This window comes from Acidimicrobiales bacterium, from assembly GCA_016716005.1.
Classification (GTDB): Bacteria; Actinomycetota; Acidimicrobiia; order Acidimicrobiales; family JADJXE01; genus JADJXE01.
In genome coordinates this window covers 1,410,845-1,429,645 of record JADJXE010000001.1, presented here as the reverse complement: position 1 = coordinate 1,429,645, position 18,801 = coordinate 1,410,845, and the positions used below count along the sequence as shown (strand labels likewise).

Annotated in this window: 15 protein-coding genes and 1 tRNA gene; 11 read left to right on the top strand and 5 right to left on the bottom strand. The window is 75.1% G+C overall.

The window, feature by feature from the left end; genetic code table 11:
* Positions 1-30 precede the first annotated feature (30 nt).
* Positions 31-105, bottom strand: a tRNA-Arg gene (locus IPM45_06920).
* A 61-nt stretch (positions 106-166) separates the two neighbouring features.
* On the opposite strand from IPM45_06920, the gene IPM45_06915 reads away from it, so the two are divergent.
* The 5 genes from IPM45_06915 (at position 167) to apgM (ending at position 7,118) form a co-directional block, all read left to right on the top strand.
* On the top strand, positions 167-1,768 hold the full coding sequence (locus IPM45_06915) for an arginine--tRNA ligase (GenBank protein ID MBK9179298.1): 1,602 nt from the start codon (positions 167-169) through the stop codon (positions 1,766-1,768).
* Between the two features lie 4 nt (positions 1,769-1,772).
* A complete protein-coding gene (lysA, locus tag IPM45_06910) occupies positions 1,773-3,044 on the top strand; it encodes a diaminopimelate decarboxylase (GenBank protein ID MBK9179297.1) in 1,272 nt (423 codons plus the stop codon).
* A 67-nt stretch (positions 3,045-3,111) separates the two neighbouring features.
* A complete protein-coding gene (locus IPM45_06905; GenBank protein MBK9179296.1) occupies positions 3,112-4,389 on the top strand; it encodes a homoserine dehydrogenase in 1,278 nt (425 codons plus the stop codon).
* A 47-nt stretch (positions 4,390-4,436) separates the two neighbouring features.
* Positions 4,437-5,849 carry a threonine synthase gene (locus IPM45_06900; protein ID MBK9179295.1) on the top strand — a complete coding sequence of 471 codons (1,413 nt, stop codon included), beginning with the start codon at positions 4,437-4,439 and terminating at the stop codon, positions 5,847-5,849.
* A 108-nt stretch (positions 5,850-5,957) separates the two neighbouring features.
* The gene (gene apgM / locus IPM45_06895; GenBank protein MBK9179294.1) at positions 5,958-7,118 is read left to right on the top strand and encodes a 2,3-bisphosphoglycerate-independent phosphoglycerate mutase; all 1,161 of its coding nucleotides are present in this window, start codon (positions 5,958-5,960) and stop codon (positions 7,116-7,118) included.
* A gap of 222 nt (positions 7,119-7,340) precedes the next feature.
* Here apgM and IPM45_06890 read toward each other — a convergent pair whose 3' ends face one another.
* Complete coding sequence (locus IPM45_06890) at positions 7,341-7,883, bottom strand: dTDP-4-dehydrorhamnose 3,5-epimerase family protein (protein ID MBK9179293.1); 543 nt, start codon at positions 7,881-7,883, stop codon at positions 7,341-7,343.
* Between the two features lie 308 nt (positions 7,884-8,191).
* Between IPM45_06890 and rho the strand changes: the two genes are divergently transcribed.
* From rho to prmC, 5 genes are all read left to right on the top strand, one after another.
* Positions 8,192-10,138 carry a transcription termination factor Rho gene (gene rho / locus IPM45_06885; protein MBK9179292.1) on the top strand — a complete coding sequence of 649 codons (1,947 nt, stop codon included), beginning with the start codon at positions 8,192-8,194 and terminating at the stop codon, positions 10,136-10,138.
* A 121-nt stretch (positions 10,139-10,259) separates the two neighbouring features.
* The gene (rpmE, locus tag IPM45_06880) at positions 10,260-10,490 is read left to right on the top strand and encodes a 50S ribosomal protein L31 (protein MBK9179291.1); all 231 of its coding nucleotides are present in this window, start codon (positions 10,260-10,262) and stop codon (positions 10,488-10,490) included.
* Positions 10,491-10,623: 133 nt separating this feature from the next.
* Entirely contained in the window at positions 10,624-11,640 is a 1,017-nt protein-coding gene (locus IPM45_06875) for a hypothetical protein (GenBank protein ID MBK9179290.1), read from the top strand.
* A gap of 4 nt (positions 11,641-11,644) precedes the next feature.
* Positions 11,645-12,712 (top strand): peptide chain release factor 1, encoded by a 1,068-nt coding sequence (gene prfA, locus IPM45_06870; protein ID MBK9179289.1) that lies wholly within the window; start codon positions 11,645-11,647, stop codon positions 12,710-12,712.
* Entirely contained in the window at positions 12,712-13,608 is an 897-nt protein-coding gene (gene prmC, locus IPM45_06865) for a peptide chain release factor N(5)-glutamine methyltransferase (GenBank protein MBK9179288.1), read from the top strand. Before prfA ends, prmC begins: the two co-directional genes overlap by 1 nt.
* A 22-nt stretch (positions 13,609-13,630) precedes the next feature.
* Here prmC and IPM45_06860 read toward each other — a convergent pair whose 3' ends face one another.
* A complete protein-coding gene (locus IPM45_06860; GenBank protein ID MBK9179287.1) occupies positions 13,631-14,680 on the bottom strand; it encodes a zinc-binding dehydrogenase in 1,050 nt (349 codons plus the stop codon).
* Positions 14,681-14,750: 70 nt separating this feature from the next.
* Here IPM45_06860 and IPM45_06855 point away from each other — a divergent pair, with 70 nt between their 5' ends.
* Positions 14,751-15,743: an aldo/keto reductase gene (locus IPM45_06855; protein ID MBK9179286.1), complete on the top strand. Its 993-nt coding sequence runs from the start codon at positions 14,751-14,753 to the stop codon at positions 15,741-15,743.
* 36 nt (positions 15,744-15,779) lie between these two features.
* Here the strand turns inward: IPM45_06855 and IPM45_06850 are convergent, their stop codons facing one another.
* Together IPM45_06850 and IPM45_06845 are read right to left on the bottom strand one after the other, a co-directional pair.
* Positions 15,780-17,078 (bottom strand): family 43 glycosylhydrolase, encoded by a 1,299-nt coding sequence (locus tag IPM45_06850; GenBank protein MBK9179285.1) that lies wholly within the window; start codon positions 17,076-17,078, stop codon positions 15,780-15,782.
* 29 nt (positions 17,079-17,107) lie between these two features.
* Positions 17,108-18,595 carry an acetyl-CoA acetyltransferase gene (locus IPM45_06845; protein MBK9179284.1) on the bottom strand — a complete coding sequence of 496 codons (1,488 nt, stop codon included), beginning with the start codon at positions 18,593-18,595 and terminating at the stop codon, positions 17,108-17,110.
* Between the last annotated feature and the right edge of the window lie 206 nt (positions 18,596-18,801).

Genomic DNA, 18,801 nt, shown 5'->3' with positions numbered 1-18,801 from the left:
CCCGCCGGCGTGGCGTCGATGGTGCGGGTGTGGCGCCCCCGGCAGGATTCGAACCTGCGCACCCGGCTCCGGAGGCCGGTGCTCTATCCCCTGAGCTACGAGGGCAAGGGTCGCGATGCTAGCCCCCGATTCGGGACCCCCCCGACCCCCTCGGTACCATCGGTCGGTGATCCGCGAGGACCTCGCCCAGGCCATCGGCCGCGCCCTCGAGGCGCTCGGGGTCGCGCCGCCGGGCGAGATCACCCTCGAGCGGCCCCGCCAGCGCGAGCACGGCGACTGGTCCACCAACGCGGCCCTGGTCTGCGCCAAGGCCGCCGGCCGGCCACCCCGTGAGCTGGCGACCGCCCTCGCCGACCGGCTGCGGGCGGCATCGCTCCCGCACGTGGCCGGGGTGGAGGTCGCCGGCCCGGGTTTCTTGAACCTCCACCTCCACCACACCTGGCTCCACGACGTGCTCCGCGAGGTGGTCACCAGCGGCGAGGACGGGTACGCCCGGCCCGATCTGGGGCGGGGCCGGCGCGTGCAGGTCGAGTTCGTCTCGGCCAACCCCACCGGGCCCCTCCACGTGGGCAACGGATGGTGGGCCAGCTACGGCGACGCCCTCGCCCGGCTCTTCGAGCGGTGCGGCTACGCGGTGAGCCGCGAGTACTACGTCAACGACACCGGCGGGCAGATCCGCCGCCTCGGGGAGAGCCTGCTCGCGCGCCGTCGCGGGGAGGAGCCACCCGACGACGGCTACCCGGGCGGCTACGTGGCCGACCTCGCGGCCCGCTACGACGGGCCCGACGACGTGACCACGGCCGGGCGCTGGGCGGCCGAGCACGTGCTGGCCGAGATCCGCGACACCCTCGCCGCCATCAACATCCACTTCGACGAGTGGTACAGCCAGGCCTCCATCGAGGAGAGCGGCGCGGTGCAGGAGACCATCGAGCTCCTCCGGGCCCGGGGCCTGGTCTTCGAGCGCGACGGGGCCATCTGGCTCCGCACCGCCGACTTCGGCGACCCGCGCGAGGAGCGGGTGCTGGTGAAGAGCAACGGCGACGTCACGTACCTGGGCGGCGACGTCGCGTACCACCGCGACAAGTTCCTGGTCCGCGGCTTCGACCAGGTGATCGACGTGTGGGGCGCCGACCACCAGGCGCAGGTGTCGTCGTTGCTGGCCGCGGTGGAGGCGCTCGGCGTCGCCCGCGGGCGCCTCGAGGTCAAGATCGGCCAGATGGTGTCGCTCGCCACCGGCCGCATGTCGAAGCGGGCCGGCAACGCCGTCGACCTCTCGGAGCTCGTCGCCGACATCGGAGCCGACGCCACCCGCCTGCTCAGCCTGCTCTCGTCCGTCGACTCGGCGCCCACGATCGACCTGGCCGTGATCCGCAGCCAGTCGCGCGAGAACCCCGTGTACTACGTGCAGTACGCCCACGCCCGGATCGCCTCCATCGGCCGGGTGGCGGCCGAGCGGGGCATCGCGCGGCGGCCGCTGGCCGAGGTCGACCTGTCGCTGGTGGCCCACGAGCGCGAGCTCGATCTGCTCCGCAGCCTCTCCGAGCTGCCCGACGTGGTGCCCATCGCGCTGGCCGAGCGGGCCCCGCACAAGGTGACCACGTGGGTGCGGGAGCTGGCCGACCGGTTCCACGGCTTCTACCACGACTGCTCGGTGCTCGGAGAGGGCGACCAGGTCACGCAGGCCAGGCTCTGGCTGGTGGAGGCCACCCGCGTGGGGCTCGCCGTGGGCCTCGGCCTGCTCGGGGTGAGCGCACCGGAGTCGATGTAGGCGCGTGTCGTCGCTGCCGATCCACCTCCTGCCCGACACGGCACGGGTCACGGCCGAGGGTCGCCTGGCGATCGGCGGGTGCGACGTGCTCGACCTGGCGGCCCAGCACGGCACGCCGCTGTTCGTCTACGACGAGGCGCACCTCCGGGCCCGGTGCCGGGAGGCGGTCGACGCGTTCGGCGACGGTGTCACCTACGCCACCAAGGCGTTCCTCTGCGTGGCCATGGCCCGCCTGGTCCACGAGGAGGGGCTCCTCCTCGACGTGGCCACCGGCGGCGAGCTGCACGTGGCCCTGGCCGCCGGGGTGCCACCCGAGCGGCTGGTGCTCCACGGCAACAACAAGGGCCTCGACGAGCTGCGCGCCGCGCTCGAGGTGGGGGTGGGCCGGATCGTGGTCGACTCGTCCGACGAGCTCGACCGACTCGAGCTCCTCCACGCCGAGGGCCTGCCAACACCGAAGGTGCTGGTGCGGGTGACCCCCGGGGTCGAGGCCCACACCCACGAGTACGTGCGCACAGGGCAGGACGACTCCAAGTTCGGGTTCGGCCTCGAGGCCGGCCTGGCCGGCCCGGCCGTGGAGCGGTGCCGGGCCTCGGCGTCGGTGGAGCTCGTGGGCGTCCACACCCACATCGGCAGCCAGATCTTCGACGTGCGCTCGTTCGAGCTGGCCACCGAGCTGCTCGCGGGGTTCGTGCGGCCGCTCGGGCTGCCGGAGCTGTCGCTCGGCGGCGGGCTGGGCGTCGCCTACGTGGCCGGGGAGCAGGCGCCCACGCTCACCGAGTGGGCGACCGCCCTCCGCCACGCGCTGGCCGGGAGCCGTGTGGAGGTCGAGCGGCTCTACGTGGAGCCTGGCCGGGCCATCGTCGCCCAGGCGGCGGTCACCCTGTACCGGGTGGGCACGGTCAAGGACATCCCCGGCGTGCGCACGTACGTGGCCGTCGACGGAGGGATGAGCGACAACCCGCGCCCGGTCCTCTACGGCAGCGGCTACGAGGCGTTCCTGCCCCGCGCGACCCTCGCCGACCGACCCCGCGCCGTGCGGGTCGTGGGCAAGCACTGCGAGTCGGGCGACGTGCTGGTGCACGACGCCCGTGTGCCCGCCGACCTGGCCGTGGGCGACGTGCTGGCCACGCCCGTCACCGGTGCCTACGGGCACTCGATGGGCTCCGCCTACAACAAGGTCCCCCGCCCGGCCGTCGTGTTCGCGGCGGGGGGCCAGGCGCGGCTCGTGGTGCGGCGCGAGACGCTCGACGACCTCCTGCGCTTCGACCTCTGACGATCCGGAACCCGTTGGGGCGGCCGGGGCGCACCCGGTACCGTGATCGGCCGTGGACGTGACGACGATCCGGGTAGGCCTCCTCGGCTGCGGCAACGTGGGTGCCGCGCTGGTGTCGCTCGTCGGCAGCCAGGGCGACGCCATCGCCGCCCGCACCGGCCTCCGGCTCGAGATCGCTCGGGTGGCGGTGCGCAACGTCGCCCGTGAGCGGTCGGTCGAGCTGCCCGAGGGCGTGCTCACCCACGACGCCGCCGCGGTGGTGGCCGATCCGTCCGTCGACGTCGTGGTCGAGGTGATCGGTGGCATCGAGCCGGCGCGAGAGCTGATCCTCGCGGCGCTCGGGCACGGCAAGCCGGTGATCACCGCGAACAAGGAGCTGCTCGCCAACGTGGGGGCCGAGCTGTTCGCGGCGGCCGACGAGGCCGGGGTCGACCTGCTGTTCGAGGCAGCCGTCGCCGGTGGCATCCCACTGGTGCGGCCGCTGCGCGAGTCGCTGGTCGGCGAGCGCATCACCCGCGTGATCGGCATCGTGAACGGCACGACCAACTTCATCCTCACGCGGATGACCGAGGAGGGCGCGTCCTATGCCGACGCCCTGGCCGACGCGCAGGGGCTCGGGTACGCCGAGCGCGACCCCACCGCCGACGTGGAGGGCTTCGACGCCGGGGCCAAGGCGGCCATCCTGGCGTCGATCGCGTTCGGCGTGCGCGTGGTGGCGGGCGACGTGTACCGCGAAGGCATCAGCGGCGTCACTGCGGCCGACATCGCCATGGCCCACCGGCTGGGCTACGTGGTGAAGCTGCTCGCCATCGCCGAGCAGGTCGAGGCCGGGGGCGACGTGTCGGTGCGGGTCCACCCGGCCATGGTCCCCACCAGCCACCCGCTGGCGTCGGTGCGCGAGAGCTACAACGCCGTCTTCGTCGAGGGCGACGCGGTCGGGTCGCTGATGTTCTTCGGCCGGGGCGCCGGGGGGTCGCCCACGGCCAGCGCCGTGCTCGGCGATCTCGTGGACGCCGCTGCCAACCTGCGCAAGGGTGCCCACGCCAGCATCGGGTCGCTGGCCAAGGCCCGCATCCGCCCGATCGACGACGTGAGCTCGGAGTACTGCCTGACCCTCGACGTGGCCGACCGGCCCGGTGTGCTGGCGGCGGTCGCCGGCGTGTTCGGCGAGCACGGCGTCTCGATCCGCTCCATGGAGCAGGAGGGTCTCGGGGCCGAGGCCCGGCTGGTCCTCATCACCCACGAGGCGCGCGAAGCCAGCGTGCAGGCGACCCTGCACGGGCTTCGGGGCCTCGACGCGGTCGAGCGGGTCGGCGGCCTGCTGCGCGTCCTGGGACCGGCCTGATCATGGTGGCCAGCGCCGCAGGCCGGGTCCCGGACGCCGCCGCGCCGATGCGCTACGTCTCGACCCGGGGCGAGGCCCGGCCGCTCGGCTTCGGCGACGCCCTCCTCACCGGGCTCGCCCGTGACGGGGGCCTCTACGTGCCGGCCTCGTGGCCGTCGCTCGGGCGGCTGGAACGGCTCGCCGCCCACTCCTACGCCGAGACCGCGGTCGAGGTGATGTGGCCCTACGTGGCCGGTGCCATCGACCGGGCAGCGTTCGAGGCGATCGTGGCCGAGGCGTACGCCGCGTTCCGGCACCCGGCCGTGGTTCCCCTCGTGCAGCTCGACGCCGACGAGTGGCTGCTCGAGCTGTTCCACGGCCCCACGCTCGCCTTCAAGGACGTGGCGCTCCAGCTGGTGGGGCGGCTCTTCGACCACGAGCTCGCCCGCCGGGGCGAGCGCCTGACCATCGTGGGAGCGACGTCCGGCGACACCGGCTCGGCCGCCATCGAGGCGGTGCGCGACCGCGACGCCGTGGAGATCTTCATGCTCCACCCCGCCGGCCGGGTGTCCGAGGTGCAGCGCCGCCAGATGACCACGGTGCTGTCGCCGAACGTCCACAACCTGGCCGTCGAGGGGACCTTCGACGACTGCCAGGACCTGGTGAAGGCCATGTTCGCCGACGAGGCGCTCCGGGACCGGCTCCGGCTCTCGGCCGTGAACTCCATCAACTGGGCGCGGGTGATGGCCCAGGTCGTCTACTACGTCACCGCCGCGCTGGCCCTCGGCGCACCCAGCCGGTCGGTCAGCTTCGCCGTGCCGACCGGCAACTTCGGCAACGTGCTAGCCGGCTGGATCGCCGTCCGCACCGGCCTGCCGGTCGAGCAGCTGGTGGTGGGCAGCAACCGCAACGACATCCTCACCCGGTACCTGGCCACCGGGTCGATGGACGTCGCCACCGTGCACCCCACGATCAGCCCGAGCATGGACATCCAGGTGTCGAGCAACTTCGAGCGCCTGCTCTTCGAGCTCAACGAGCACGACGGCGCGGCCACGGCGGCCCAGATCCGCCAGTTCCGCGCCACCGGCCACCTGGTCACCTCGCCGGAGCAGACGGCCGAGGTCCGCCGGCTGTTCACGGGTGCGCGCCTCGACGACGACGCCACGCGTGCCGTCATCGCCGACACCTACCGGGCCGCCGGCGTGCTCCTCGACCCGCACTCGGCGGTGGGCCTGGGCGCGGCTCGAGCCGCCCGACCAGCGCCGTGGGTCGACGGCGAGGCCCGCCCGCCCATGGTGGTGCTGGCCACCGCCCACCCGGCCAAGTTCCCCGACGCCGTCGAGCAGGCCACCGGGGTGCGCCCCGCCCTGCCGCCCCACCTGGCCGACCTGTTCGAGCGCGAGGAGCGCTGCGTCACGCTGCCCAACGACCTCGCTGCCGTGACGGCGTACGTGGCCGGTCGGGCCGCCGTCGCTCGCTGACCGAACCGGGCCCTCGCCGGCGGCCGCCTCCTCGCCGTGCGCCACGGCTGGGATCGCGGCGCGCCACCTGTGCGGGCGGCGGCGCCCGCCGGGCATGATGGGCGGGCCATGAAGTACGTCGTGTGCGTCCCGGACGGTTGTGCCGACCTGCCCCTCGAGGAGCTGGGCGGCCGCACGCCGCTCGAGGTGGCCTCCATGCCGACCCTGGCCGGCCTGGCGGCCCGGGGCGAGGTCGGTCGGGCGGCGGTGATCCCGGCCGGGATGCCGCCGGGCAGCGACGTCGGCAACATGAGCATCTTCGGCTACGACCCGGCCCGCTACCACACCGGTCGCGCCCCCATCGAGGCCGCCGCCCTCGGCCTGAAGCTGCGCCCCGACCAGGTGGCCTACCGGTGCAACCTGGTGACGGTGGGCGTCGACGGCACCATGGTCGACTTCGCCGGCGGGCACCCCACCTCCGAGGACGCCGCCGAGGTGCTGGCCGCCCTCGAGGGCGAGCTCGGCACCGACGAGGTCGCCTTCCACGCGGGCGTGGAGTACCGCCACATCGTCGTGGCGCCGGCCTCGTGGGCGGATGCCTGCTGCACTCCACCCCACGACCTCACCGACAAGCCGGCCGTGCTCCCGACCGGGCCGTCGGCCCCGCACCTGCTGGCCCTGATGGACGCCTCGAAGGCGATCGTGGCCCGGTTCGGGCTGGACGCCAACCAGATCTGGCTCTGGGGGCAGGGGCCGCAGGCCCAGATGCCCTCGTTCCGTGACCGCTTCGGGCTCGAGGGCCGGCTGTCGTCGGCCGTCGACCTGGTGCGCGGCCTGGGCGTGCTGTCCGGCATCGAGCCGGTGGCCGTGGCCGGCATGACGGCCGGGTTCGGCACCGACTACGCGGCACAGCGCGAGTCGTGCCTGGCCGAGCTGGCCGCCGGCGCCGACCTCTACCTCATCCACGTCGAGGCCACCGACGAGGCCGGTCACGCCGGCGACCTGGGCGAGAAGATCACCGCCCTCGAGCGGTGGGACCGCGACATCCTCGCCGGCCTGGTGACCGGGCTCGACGCCCTGGGGCCCTGGCGGCTCCTGCTGCTGCCCGACCACGGCACACCCATCGCCCTGAAGACGCACACGTCCGACCCCGTGCCGTACCTCTTGGTCGATTCGGCGGTCCCCGGTCCCGGTGGTGACTACAACGAGGCCGCGGTGGCCGGCTGCGAGCCGGTGCCCGGCCACCACCTCATGAGCCGGTTGGTGCAGCGCCCGGTCCCCGCCGACTGACGTCGTCGAGGCGCGCCGGGCGTCGGCCCGGCCAGCGCCGTGGCGCGCGCCGGCGGCGGCTGGGACGTCGTGGGCGCGATGGAGACGCGAGCGGGGGTGTGGGTGGCGCGCGCCGGCGGCGGCTGGGACGTCGTGGGCGCGATGGAGAGCGGTGGGGGTGTGGGTGGCGCGCGCCGGCGGCGGCTGGGACGTCGTGGGCGCGATGGAGACGCGAGCGGGGGGTCAGGCCGAGAAGGGCGATGCGAGGTGCTCGAGGGGCGGGAGCTCGGCGTCGCGCTCGGACAGGGCGGCCGGGGGGAGCGGCCAGGCGATGCCGGCCGAGTCCCAGCGCACGCCCCCCTCGGCCGACGGCTCGCGCTCGCTGCTGATGAGGTACAGCAGGGTCGCCGGCTCGGTGAGGGCCTGGAAGCCGTGGGCGCAACCGGCCGGCACGAGCACTGCGGCCGGTTCGGCGGCGCGGAGGTGCACCGCCTCGTGATGGCCGTACGTGGGCGAGCCGCGCCGCAGGTCGAGGACGACGTCGACCAGCTCGCCCTCGATGCAGGCGACCAGCTTCAGGTGCTCGTGCGGGGGGCGCTGGAAGTGGAGGCCGCGGACGACCCCGCGGTGCGAGGACGACACCAGGCACTCGGCCACGGGCCGGTCGAACCCGAACCCGAGGGCGGTCGAGGCCTGGAACACCTTGAGCAGCCCGCCGCGCTCGTCGGCGTGGGGGGTCAGGCGGACGACGACGCATCCCGGGATGGAGGTGGGCTCGGCGTGCACGCCCCCATCGTCGCGCCTGCCCGCTCGCCTGCCCGGACGAGCGAGGCCGACCGTCCGCGGCGGCCCGACCGGCGGGGGTGGTTGCCCTGGGGAGGTGCCGCCTGTATGGTGGCGGTGCCCGGGTTGCCGGGCATCCCACCGGTGCCAGCCCTGTCGAGCCCTGCTCGCCTCGGCGCCTGGTGCGGGGGGAGTTCCTTCTTCCGGTGGCGTTCCGCCGGCCGGTGCGCGTGGCGTCCATTGCGCCCGCATCGCCCCGGGGCCGCGTGCCGCCGGACAACCGTTTGTCACGAAAGAGGTGCTCCATGACCATGGAGACCCCCCAGACGCTCGAGCGATCGGTGCTCGAGCGCAAGGAGCGCGACGAGCTGCAGGCGATCGCCTCGGCCCTCGGCGTGAAGCCCGGCTCCCGGGCCCGCAAGGCCGACATCGTCGATCTCATCCTGCAGCACACCGGCGTGATCGAGGCCCCCACAGGCGAGCCCGCGCCCTCCGCGGCGCCCTCCGACGAGGCCGCCGTCGACGTCGCCCCGGCCGGTGCGACGTCCGAGCCCGCCGCCGCGCCCGCGATCCCGCCCAACGGGTCCGCGACGGGTGGCCGACGGATCGCCAGCAGCGGCCGGGCCCGCAAGCCCAGGGCCGACGTGCCCGCCGACGAGGCCGCGGGCGGCGCGCCCGAGGTCGCGGCCGAGCGGCCGCCGCACCTCGACGAGCCCCCCGCCGACTGGGAGCTGTCCGGCACGGCGGGCGCCCATGCGGATGCCGCTGCCGGTGCCGGTGAGGCGCCTCCGGTGCCGGATGCGAGCGCCGACCGGCCCCGCCGCGCCGACCGGGCCGACCGCCCGGAGCGCGGCGACCGCCAGGCACGCGGTGGCGGCCAGGAGCGGGGCGACGGCCAGGCGCGCGCCGAGGGCCAGGTGCCCGCCGACCGGGGTGAGCGGGCCGACGGCCAGGCGGGGGGTGGCGGGCGTGAGGCCGAGGCGACCACCGACGCCGACCGGCCCGAGGTCGACGCCGAGCCCGGCAACCGGCGACGGCGCCGGCGGGGTCGCGACCGCGATCGCGATCGCGACCGCCACGGCGACCGCCCCGACGCGCGGCCCGACGAGCCCTTCACCGGCGAGCCGGTCGAGGTCGCCGGCATGCTCGACCTCCGCGACGAGGGCTACGGGTTCCTGCGGGTGAAGGGCTACCTGCCCAGCAAGGACGACGTGTACGTCTCGGTGAAGCAGGCCCGCCAGTTCGGCCTCCGCAAGGGCGACCACGTCACGGGGGCCGGTCGGCCGGCCACCCGCAACGAGAAGAACCCGGCCCTGCTGCGCATCGACACCGTGAACGACGGCGATCCCGAGACGGCGCGCAACCGGCCGCGCTTCGAGGACCTCACCCCGCTGTTCCCCGACCAGAAGCTCGAGCTCGAGGACCCCGCCGACCCCACGAACATGACGGCGCGGATCATCGACCTGATCGCCCCCATCGGGAAGGGCCAGCGTGGGCTGATCGTGTCGCCGCCCAAGGCCGGCAAGACCACGATCATGAAGCAGATCGCCCGCTCGATCGAGACGAACAACCCGGACGTGCACCTCATGGTGCTGCTCGTCGACGAGCGGCCCGAGGAGGTCACCGACATGCGCCGGTGGGTCCGCGGCGAGGTGGTCGCCTCCACGTTCGACCGGCCGTCCGACGAGCACACCCACGTGGCCGAGCTGGCCATCGAGCGCGCCAAGCGGCTCGTGGAGAGCGGCCGGGACGTCGTGATCATCCTCGACGGCATCACCCGCCTGGCCCGCGCCTACAACCTGGCGGCCCCGGCGACCGGGCGGATCATGTCGGGCGGCATCGACACGGGCGCCCTGTACCCGCCCAAGAAGTTCTTCGGCGCGGCCCGCAACATCGAGGAGGGCGGCTCGCTCACGATCCTCGCCACCGCCCTGGTGGAGACCGGCTCGCGGATGGACGAGGTGATCTTCGAGGAGTTCAAGGGCACCGGCAACATGGAGCTCCGGCTCGACCGCAAGCTGGCCGAGCGGCGGATCTACCCGGCGATCGACGTCGACGCCAGCTCGACCCGCCACGAGGAGCTGCTCTTCCCCCGCAACCAGCTGCAGCAGGTGTGGAAGCTCCGGCGGGTCCTGTCGGGCCTCGGTGAGGGCGGCAGCGCCGCCGCCGGTCTCGAGCTGCTCATCGATCGGATGAAGACGTTCCGGAGCAACGAGGAGTTCCTGGCCGAGGTGGCCAAGGCGCCGAGCGTCGCCTGACCGGCCCGTCCGACCAGCCGTGCCGGTGCCGGGTGCCGGGTGCCGGGTGCCGGGTGCCGGGTTGGCTGCGGCGCCCGGGCGCGGCACACTAGAGGGTCCGATCTCCCAGGGAGACGCCGCCATGAAGGCCGACATCCATCCGCAGTACGTCGTCACCACCGTGCGGTGCTCGTGCGGCAACACCTTCACCACCCGCTCGACGGTGGAGAGCCTGCACGCGGAGCTGTGCAACGAGTGCCACCCCTTCTTCACCGGCAAGCAGAAGCTCGTCGACTCCGGTGGCCGCGTCGAGCGCTTCCAGCGCCGCTACGGCCAGCGCAAGACGGCCAAGGGCAAGAAGGCGGAGGCCTGAGCCCCGGGCCCGCGCGCCTGTCCGCCACGCTCGCACCGTCCGGCGGCCGCGTCGGCGCCAGCGAGGTGACCCCGGCCCCCGTTGCGTGCGGGGGCCGGTGCGCGTCCGGTCGGCCCCGTCCAGGGGTGGGGGCGTGAGCGGGCGGGCGCCCGACCCCGACCCCGGCCCCGAGCCCGAACGACGGGCGGCGCTGCTGGCGGCCAAGCTCCGAGTGTTGGCCGCCACCGGGGCCGGCGCCCCGGGCGACGCCGAGACCGCGACCTTCCCGGGTGGCGCGGCCCTGCACGCCGGAGGTCGCGGGTGGGTGCTCGCCGAGGATCGGCCGCAGCGGGCGCTGGGGCCGGCCCTGGCCTGGGCACGCCGCAACGGCGTGTCCGACCTCCAGCTGCTCGCCGCGGGCGCGGCGGGGCTGCTGGCCAGGCGGGCCGCGCTGTTCCGCGTCCCGCCCCGCGTCTGGGCGATCGAGGGCACAGGGCTGGTGGCGGCCGTACCGGCGCCCCTCGACCCGCCCGCTCGGCTGGACCCCCGGGCGGCGGCCCTGGCCGAGGTGATCGCCGGCGCCGGCGCCGATCCCGTCGTGGAGCGCGGGGTGCTGGTGGGCGAGGTCGCCGGCCTCGAGGTGGCCCGCGTGGTGGTCGAGGCCGACGAGGTCCGCCTCCAGGTGGGGGTCGGCCGCCACGACCGGGAGGCCTTCCAGCAGCTGCACGGCGACCGGCCCACCGCCGAGGCCCTGGCCGGCGTGGTCGCGACCGTGCGGCGCCACCGGGTGGAGGCCACGCGCCCGCACCCGCTCCACCGCCTCGCGGCCGAGCGGGCGCTGCGCGCCAGGATCATCGCCCGGCCCGGGCTGGTGGGCGCCGCCCACCTGGTCCCCGTCGACCCTCCGGTCGCCCGCACCAACCTGAAGGAGCCGGTGCCGGCGGTGGCCGGCGGCACCGATCCGGCGGGTCGGCCGATGGTGGTGGTGACGTCGGTGGGCATCGACCTCGACCTCGTCCCCTTCGCGGCCGACGCCCGGCTGGCCGACGGCCGGGGCGCCCGCCTCGTGCTGGCGGTGCCGGCCCGCGACGCCCACCCGATCACCCGGGAGCTGGCGGGGGCGCTGGTGGAGCCGGCCGAGGTCGTCACCGTCGAGCGATCGGTACCCTGACGGCATGCAGGACCGCCTCTCGGAGCTGGCGCGCGAGTACGACGCCGCCGAGGCGCGCCTGGCCGACCCCGAGGTGCTGGCCGACCCCGTCGCCCTCCGCGAGGTCTCGAAGCGGCACAAGGAGCTCGAGCCGATCGTGGCCTGCCTGCGTCGCTACCAGGGGCGTCGCGACGACCTGGAGGCGGCGCGTGAGATGTTCGCCGACGCCACCGGCGACGACCGCGAGGCCATGCGCGTCGAGATCGACGAGGCCGAGGCCGACCTCGAGCGCCTCGACGGCGAGCTGAAGACGCTGCTGCTCCCCACGGACCCGAACGACGGGCGGAACGTGATCGTCGAGATCCGCGGCGCCGAGGGGGGCGAGGAGGCGAACCTGTTCGCCCGCGACCTGTTCACCATGTACCAGGGCTACGCGACCCGTATGGGATGGAGGCTCGAGGTGCTGTCGGCCGATCCGTCGGACCTGGGCGGCTACAACGAGATCACCTTCCTCCTCAAGGGCGACAGCGTGTGGTCGCACATGAAGCACGAGGGCGGGCCCCACCGGGTCCAGCGGGTGCCGGTCACCGAGAGCCAGGGCCGCATCCACACCTCGTCGGCGACGGTGACGGTGCTTCCCGAGGCCAAGGAGGTCGACGTGCACATCGACCCCAACGACCTGCAGGTCGACGTGTACCGCTCGTCGGGCCCGGGCGGCCAGTCGGTGAACACCACCGACTCCGCGGTGCGGATCACGCACAAGCCCACGGGGATGGTCGTCAGCATGCAGGACGAGAAGAGCCAGCTGCAGAACCGGGCCAAGGCCCTCCAGGTGCTGCGCGCCCGGCTGCTGAAGGCCGAGCAGGATCGCCAGAGCGCCGAGCTGTCCGCGGCCCGTCGCGGCCAGATCGGCGGCGGGGGCCGGTCGGAGAAGATCCGCACCTACAACTTCAAGGAGAACCGGGTGAGCGACCACCGCATCGGCCTCACCCTGTACCGGCTCGACCGGGTGCTGGCGGGCGAGCTCGACGAGGTCGTCGAGGCGCTCATCGCCGCCGAGCGGGCCCAGCAGCTGGCCGCCGCCGCCCCGTGATGACCGGTCCGTCCGAGGTCCCGTCCGAACCGGGCCAGGGCGGCCTCGCCTGGCGAGCCCTCCTCCGCGAGGCCGAGGATCGCTGCCGGGCCGCGGGGTTGCCGCACCCCGAGGTCGACGCCCGCTGCCTGGTCGAGCGGGCCTCCGGCAGCGAGGGCGGCCTCTTCGCCGCCGGCCTGGACGACCCGGCGACCGAGCGGGGGGTCGCGTTCTTCGACGTGATGCTGCAGCGGCGCCTGACCGGCGAGCCGCTGCAGTACGTCGTCGGCCGCTGGGGGTTCCGCACGCTCGACCTGTTCGTCGACCGACGGGTGCTGATCCCGCGGCCGGAGACCGAGCAGGTGGTCGAGGCCGCGCTGGGCGAGGCAGCCTGCCGCCCCCGTCCCCTGGTGTTGGTGGACCTGGGCACGGGGTCGGGGGCGATCGCCCTCTCGCTGGCCGCCGAGCTGCGCGGCGACGTGGAGGTGTGGGCGACGGACGCCTCGCCCCGGGCCCTCGAGGTCGCGAGCGCGAACCTGGCCGGGATCGGCAGGGGTGCCACGCGCGTCCGCCTGGCCGAGGGCTCGTGGTTCGGCGCGCTGCCGGCGCACCTGCGGGGCCGCGTCGACCTGGTGGTCGCCAACCCGCCCTACGTCGCCGCGGGCGAGGTCCTGCCGGCCGAGGTCGCCGACTGGGAGCCCGCCGAGGCGCTGGTGGCAGGGCCCACCGGCCTCGAGTGCATCGAGGCGATCCTCGCCGCCGCCCCCGGCTGGATCTCCCCCGGCGGCGCAGCGGTGCTCGAGATCGGCGACACCCAGGGCGGCGCGGCCACCGCGCTCGCCCGCGCCGCCGGCTTCGAGCGGGTCGAGGTGCGGCCCGACCTGGCCGGCCGGGACCGGATCCTCGTCGCCACCTGAGCCCGACGCGGCGCAGCCCTGGCTACGCCCCCGGCTCCACGAGGATCTTGGCGTGCGCCTCCGGGTCGGCCAGGTCGACGAAGGCCTGGGGAACGCCGTCGACGTCGACGGTGCCGGTGATGAGCGGCGCCACGTCCACCCGGCCCTCGGCGATCGCCTGGAGGGCACCCGCGAACTCGTGGGGCTCGTAGGCGAGGGCGAACTGGATGGTGAGCTCGCGCCCGATGCCCGCCAGGGGGCGGATCGTGTCGTCCTCCATGCAGGCGCCGACCACCAGGATGCGGGTGGCACGGGGCGCCATGACCATCGCCTGGTCGATCATGCCGGGCACGCCCACGGCCTCGAAGATCACCAGGGGTCGCGTGCCGTCGACCCGGCGCCAGGCGTCGATCGCCCGCTCGTCGCGGGGGTCCACGACCTCGTGGGCGCCGAGGTGGGCCGCCAGGCGCCTGCGGGTCGGCGAGAAGTCGGCGGCGACGATGGGCTCGATGCCGCGCATGGCCAGGTCGGCGATGACGGCCAGGCCGACGGGACCGCAGCCCAGCACCAGCGCGGCCTCGCCCTGCACGATGCCTGACTTGTTCACGGCGTGCACGCCCACCGCGAGGGGCTCGGTGAGCGCGGCCAGCCGGTGGTCGAGGCCGTTCGGCACCTGCAGGGCCAGCGTGTCGTTCAGCACCATGAGCTCGGCGTAGCCGCCCGGGTAGCGGTTGGAGAACCCGAGCGCGTGCACGCCGCCGGCGTCGAAGGCCACCGGCATCGACACGACCCGGTCGCCCACGTTCAGGTTGTGGCAGTCGGGCCCCAGCTCGACCACCTCGGCGCAGAACTCGTGGCCCATGACGACGTCGTGGGCCGGGTCCAGGGCCACCGGCCTCGTCGGGTCGGGCGGCAGCCCCTCGCTCAGCTCGGCCGTGAGGGCCAGCTGGCGGGCGCCGTGCCGGAGCAGGTGCAGGTCGGATCCGCAGATCCCGCAGGCGAGGGTGCGCACGAGCGCCTGGCCGGGACCCGGCACCGGCTCGGGCACCTCGTCGACCCGCAGCTCCCAGTTGCGCATGGTGGCAGCGCGCATGCCATCCCCCCCGATCGTCGTCGCGCGGACACTACGTTGAGCGAGGTCGTCCGAGCGAGGGGGGAGCAGCGTGGAGTACGTGCGCCTGGGCCGCACCGGCCTACGGGTCTCGGAGGTGTGCCTCGGGGCCATGACCTTCGCCCGCGAGTCCGACGAGGTCGAGAGCAGGGCGATGATCGACCGCTTCCTCGACGTGGGCGGCACCTTCATCGACACCGCCGACGTGTACGCCGAGGGGGCCTCCGAGGAGCTCGTCGGGCGGGCGCTGGCCGGGCGCCGAGACGACGTGGTCCTGGCCACCAAGGTGCGCTTCCCCATGGGCTCGGGCCCGAACGACGCCGGGCTCTCGCGCCGCCACGTGCTCGACGGGCTGCACGCCTCCCTGCGCCGGCTCGGTACCGACTTCATCGACCTGTACCAGGTGCACTGCTGGGATCCCACCACGCCGTTGGAGGAGACCCTCTCGGCGCTCGACGACGCGGTGCGAGCCGGCAAGGTCCGCTACCTCGGGGCGTCGAACTTCACCGCCTGGCAGCTGGCGAAGGCCAACGGGGTGGCCGAGCGGCACGGCTGGGAGCCCTTCGTGTCCCTCCAGCCCCAGTACTCGCTGGCGGTGCGCGACCTCGAGCGCGAGCTGCTGCCCCTCTGCCGGCACGACGGCATCGCGGTGCTGCCGTGGAGCCCCCTGGGCGGCGGCCTGCTGACGGGCAAGTACCGGCCCGGCGAGGAGCCGCCGGCCGAGTCGCGGGCCGCCGACGGCACCCCCTCGGCGGCGCTGATGCGGCGCCGGCTCACCGAGCGCAACCTGGCGATCGCCGAGGCCGTCCGCACGGTCGCGGGCGCCACCGGCCACACCTCCGCGCAGGTGGCCCTCAACTGGGTGATCACCCGGCCCGGCGTCACCGCCCCCATCATCGGGGCGCGCACCGTCGAGCAGCTGGACGAGAACCTCGGGGCGATGGGCTGGCGGCTCGCCCCCGAGCACGAAGCCGTGCTCGACGAGGCCAGCGCCATCGAGCTCGGCTACCCCCACGACTTCCAGCTCTGGGCCGGCGCCCGCTAGCGCCCCACCGGCTCCTGCCGACCGGGCGCGCCCTCGTCAGCGGAGGTCGGCGCAGCCCAGGGGGAACGGGTCGCCCGGCGCCGAGCCGACGGCCTCGGCGCACACCGTCCGGGCCCCGGCCGGCAGGCCCACCACCACCTCGAACCCGATGGCGGCGCCGGGCGCGCCCAGGAACGCCGCCAGCTCGGGTCGGGGACGGTCGGCGGGAACCGTGCCCACGACCACGCCGTCGACGGCGACGGCGACGGCGACCGGCTGCGCCGGGCTGTCGGGGTCGACGGCCCACCCACCCAGGCGGAGCCCTCCCGGCTCGTGGCGGGCCTGCTCGAGGACCCCCACCGGCGGCCTGGAGCCGAGCCGGGGACCGGTCACGGTGAACCGCACCGGGTGGGCGCGGAGCTGGCGGGCGCCCCCGGCGTCGAGGCTGGGGCGGGCGGGGTCCCAGGCGTGCAGCACCATCCACGGCTCACCGGTGGGTCCGGTGGTGAAGGTGGCGCCGCCGGGGCCGATCAGGCCGGGTCGCGTGGCCAGCCACGGGGCGTCGCGGGTGACCTTGGTGCACGGCCCGAGGGGCCCGTCGCAGCGGGCGTACCCCACCGCGCTGCGGCCGTCGGTCCACCAGCCGCCCGAGTACACGAGCCACCAGGCGCCGGCCGCCTCGACCATGGCCGGGTTCTCGATCCCCTCGTCCTCCCAGCCGGGCTCGCCGTCGAGGAGGTGGCGCGGGGCCGACGCCACCGCCAGCCCGTCGGGCGTGAGCGGAGCAGCCCAGAGCTGGCGCGCCGACACGGTGTCCTTCCAGGCCAGGTACAGCTGCCCGGTGCCGTCGCGGTAGGGGAGAGGGTCGATGGCGCCCCACGCCTCGGTCGTGGCCCCGCAGGTGAGGGGGCGGTCGGTGGCGGCCCGGTACGGGCCGGCCGGCCAGTCGGCGACGGCGACGCCGATGCACCGGCGCCAGTCGCCGCGCCAGCCGGCCGAGAAGAACAGCAGCCATCGGCCCCCGGCGTCGATCGCTCCGGGGGCCCACACCGGGCCCTCCGCCCACGCGGGGAACGTGGCGGCCGGCAGGGCGTCGGCGGCCAGCGTCCAGGTGTGCAGGTCGGCGCTCATGGCCACGGGCACGTTCACGTCGCCATGGGACGTGGCGAAGGCGAACCACACGTCGCCGACGCGCACCACGTGCGGGTCGGCGATGCCGTCGAGGCCGACGTGGCCGATGCCCGGGACGTCGGCCGCCGGGGCGTCGGCGGCGGCCGCGCCGGACGACGGCAGGTCGGCCAGCGCCAGCGCCAGCACCGCGAGCGCGGCGACGAGGGTGGCCCGGCTCACCCGCACGGGCGCGACCCTAGTGGGGCTCGACCGTTCTAGGTCAGCTCGACGGCCCCGTCTGCGGCCAGGTGGGCGGCCCGGCCGACGATGCCGTCCTCGATCGTGGCGCTCTTGGCGAGGGCCAGCTCGCGGCTCACGCCCCAGCCACGCCGGCCGTCGGGCGTGAGGCAGGCGGCGATGAAGGTCTCGGGCGCGCCCTCGCGGTCGTGCATGACGGTGTACGCCTCGATGGTGACAGGGCCGTCGTGCTCCTCGGCGGCCTCGCGCCGGGGGAGGGCGTCGACCACCTCCTGGGCGTCGTCGTGGCGGAAGCCCTCGGCCGGGGGCGTCGTGGCGTAGACGCCGAAGGCGTGCTTGGTGACGTAGCCGCCGTTGGCCGTCACGAGACCCCGCGCGCCGGGCTCGGCCCGGAGCCGGTCGGCCATGGTGGCGATGGCGTGCATCACGTAGTTGTTCCACGGCCCGCCGGCGAAGCTCAGGCCGCCGGTGACGGTGAGCGGCCGGTCGAGCCCCAGCCCGAGCTCGGCCGCCGCGATCTGCACGGCCGACGGGAAGCACGAGTACAGGTCGACGTGGGCCAGGTCGTCCACGCCCACGCCGGCCAGCTCGAGCGCCCGCCGGCCGGCGGTGCGGATCGCCGGCGACGAGTGCAGGTCGGCGCGGTTGGTGACGTGGTAGTGGTCGTGGGCGTCGGTGCCGGCCAGGGGGAACACCCAGCGATCCTCGGGCACGCCGAGGGCCCGGGCCCGCTCGGCGGCGCACACGATCACCGCTGCCGCCTGGTCGACGTCGTTGTTCGAGTTCATGAGCTTGGGGTACGGGAACCCGATCATCCGGTTCGACGCCGACACGGTGCGGATCTCCTCGGCGGTTCGGGCCTCGCGGATCCACGCGTACGGGTTGGCGGCGGCGACCGCGCTGAAGCCGGCCCAGAGCTCGGCGATCCGCGCCTGGTGCTCGTCGATGCCCTCGCCGGCAGCGGCCCGCAGGGCGCTCTCGAACATCGGGTACACCTGCACCGGCAGGAAGATGCCCCGGGCCTGCTCGGCCGGGTGCACCATGCTGAGCTCCGTGCCGAAGCCCTCGTCGGGCTCCGCGTCGTCGCCCTGCACCGTCCAGTCGAGGGTCGTCTCGGCGCGCCGGGCCCGCATGCGCGTGCGCCAGCACTCGCCCCCGGCCAGGACGGCGACGTCGAGCTCGCCCCGCTGGATCGCGAGGGCGGTGTCGTTGAGGAGGGACTGGGGCGTGTTCCCACCTGCGGCGGTGTAGGTGGTGCGGGCACCGGTGGCACCCACCCGATCGGCGACGAGGCGGCCGGGGTCCCGGTAGCGCCACGACAGCAGGCGCACCACCCGGAGGGCACCGGCCTGCGCCAGCAGGCGGCGGGTGCCGGCGTCGTCGGCTGCCCGCTCGACGGCCTCGGCGATGAGGTCGACGGGCTCGCGAGCGTCGGCGATGGCGTCGACGCGCTGGAGCGTCTGGCCGACGCCCACGATGACGGGGGTCCTCGGGTCGAGCGCCACGGGGCTCCTCTCGGGCGGAGCCGGTCGGAGTCGACCGGCCGGTCGAGTCTATGGGGGGAGGCCGCCACGCCTCCGCACGACGGCCCGGCACCGGGCCCGGCGGCGCACAGCGCACGGCAGCACGGCACCACGGCAGCACGGCACCACGGCAGCACGGCACCACGGCACCACGGCAGCACGGCAGCCGGCTTCGGCCGCCCTATGCT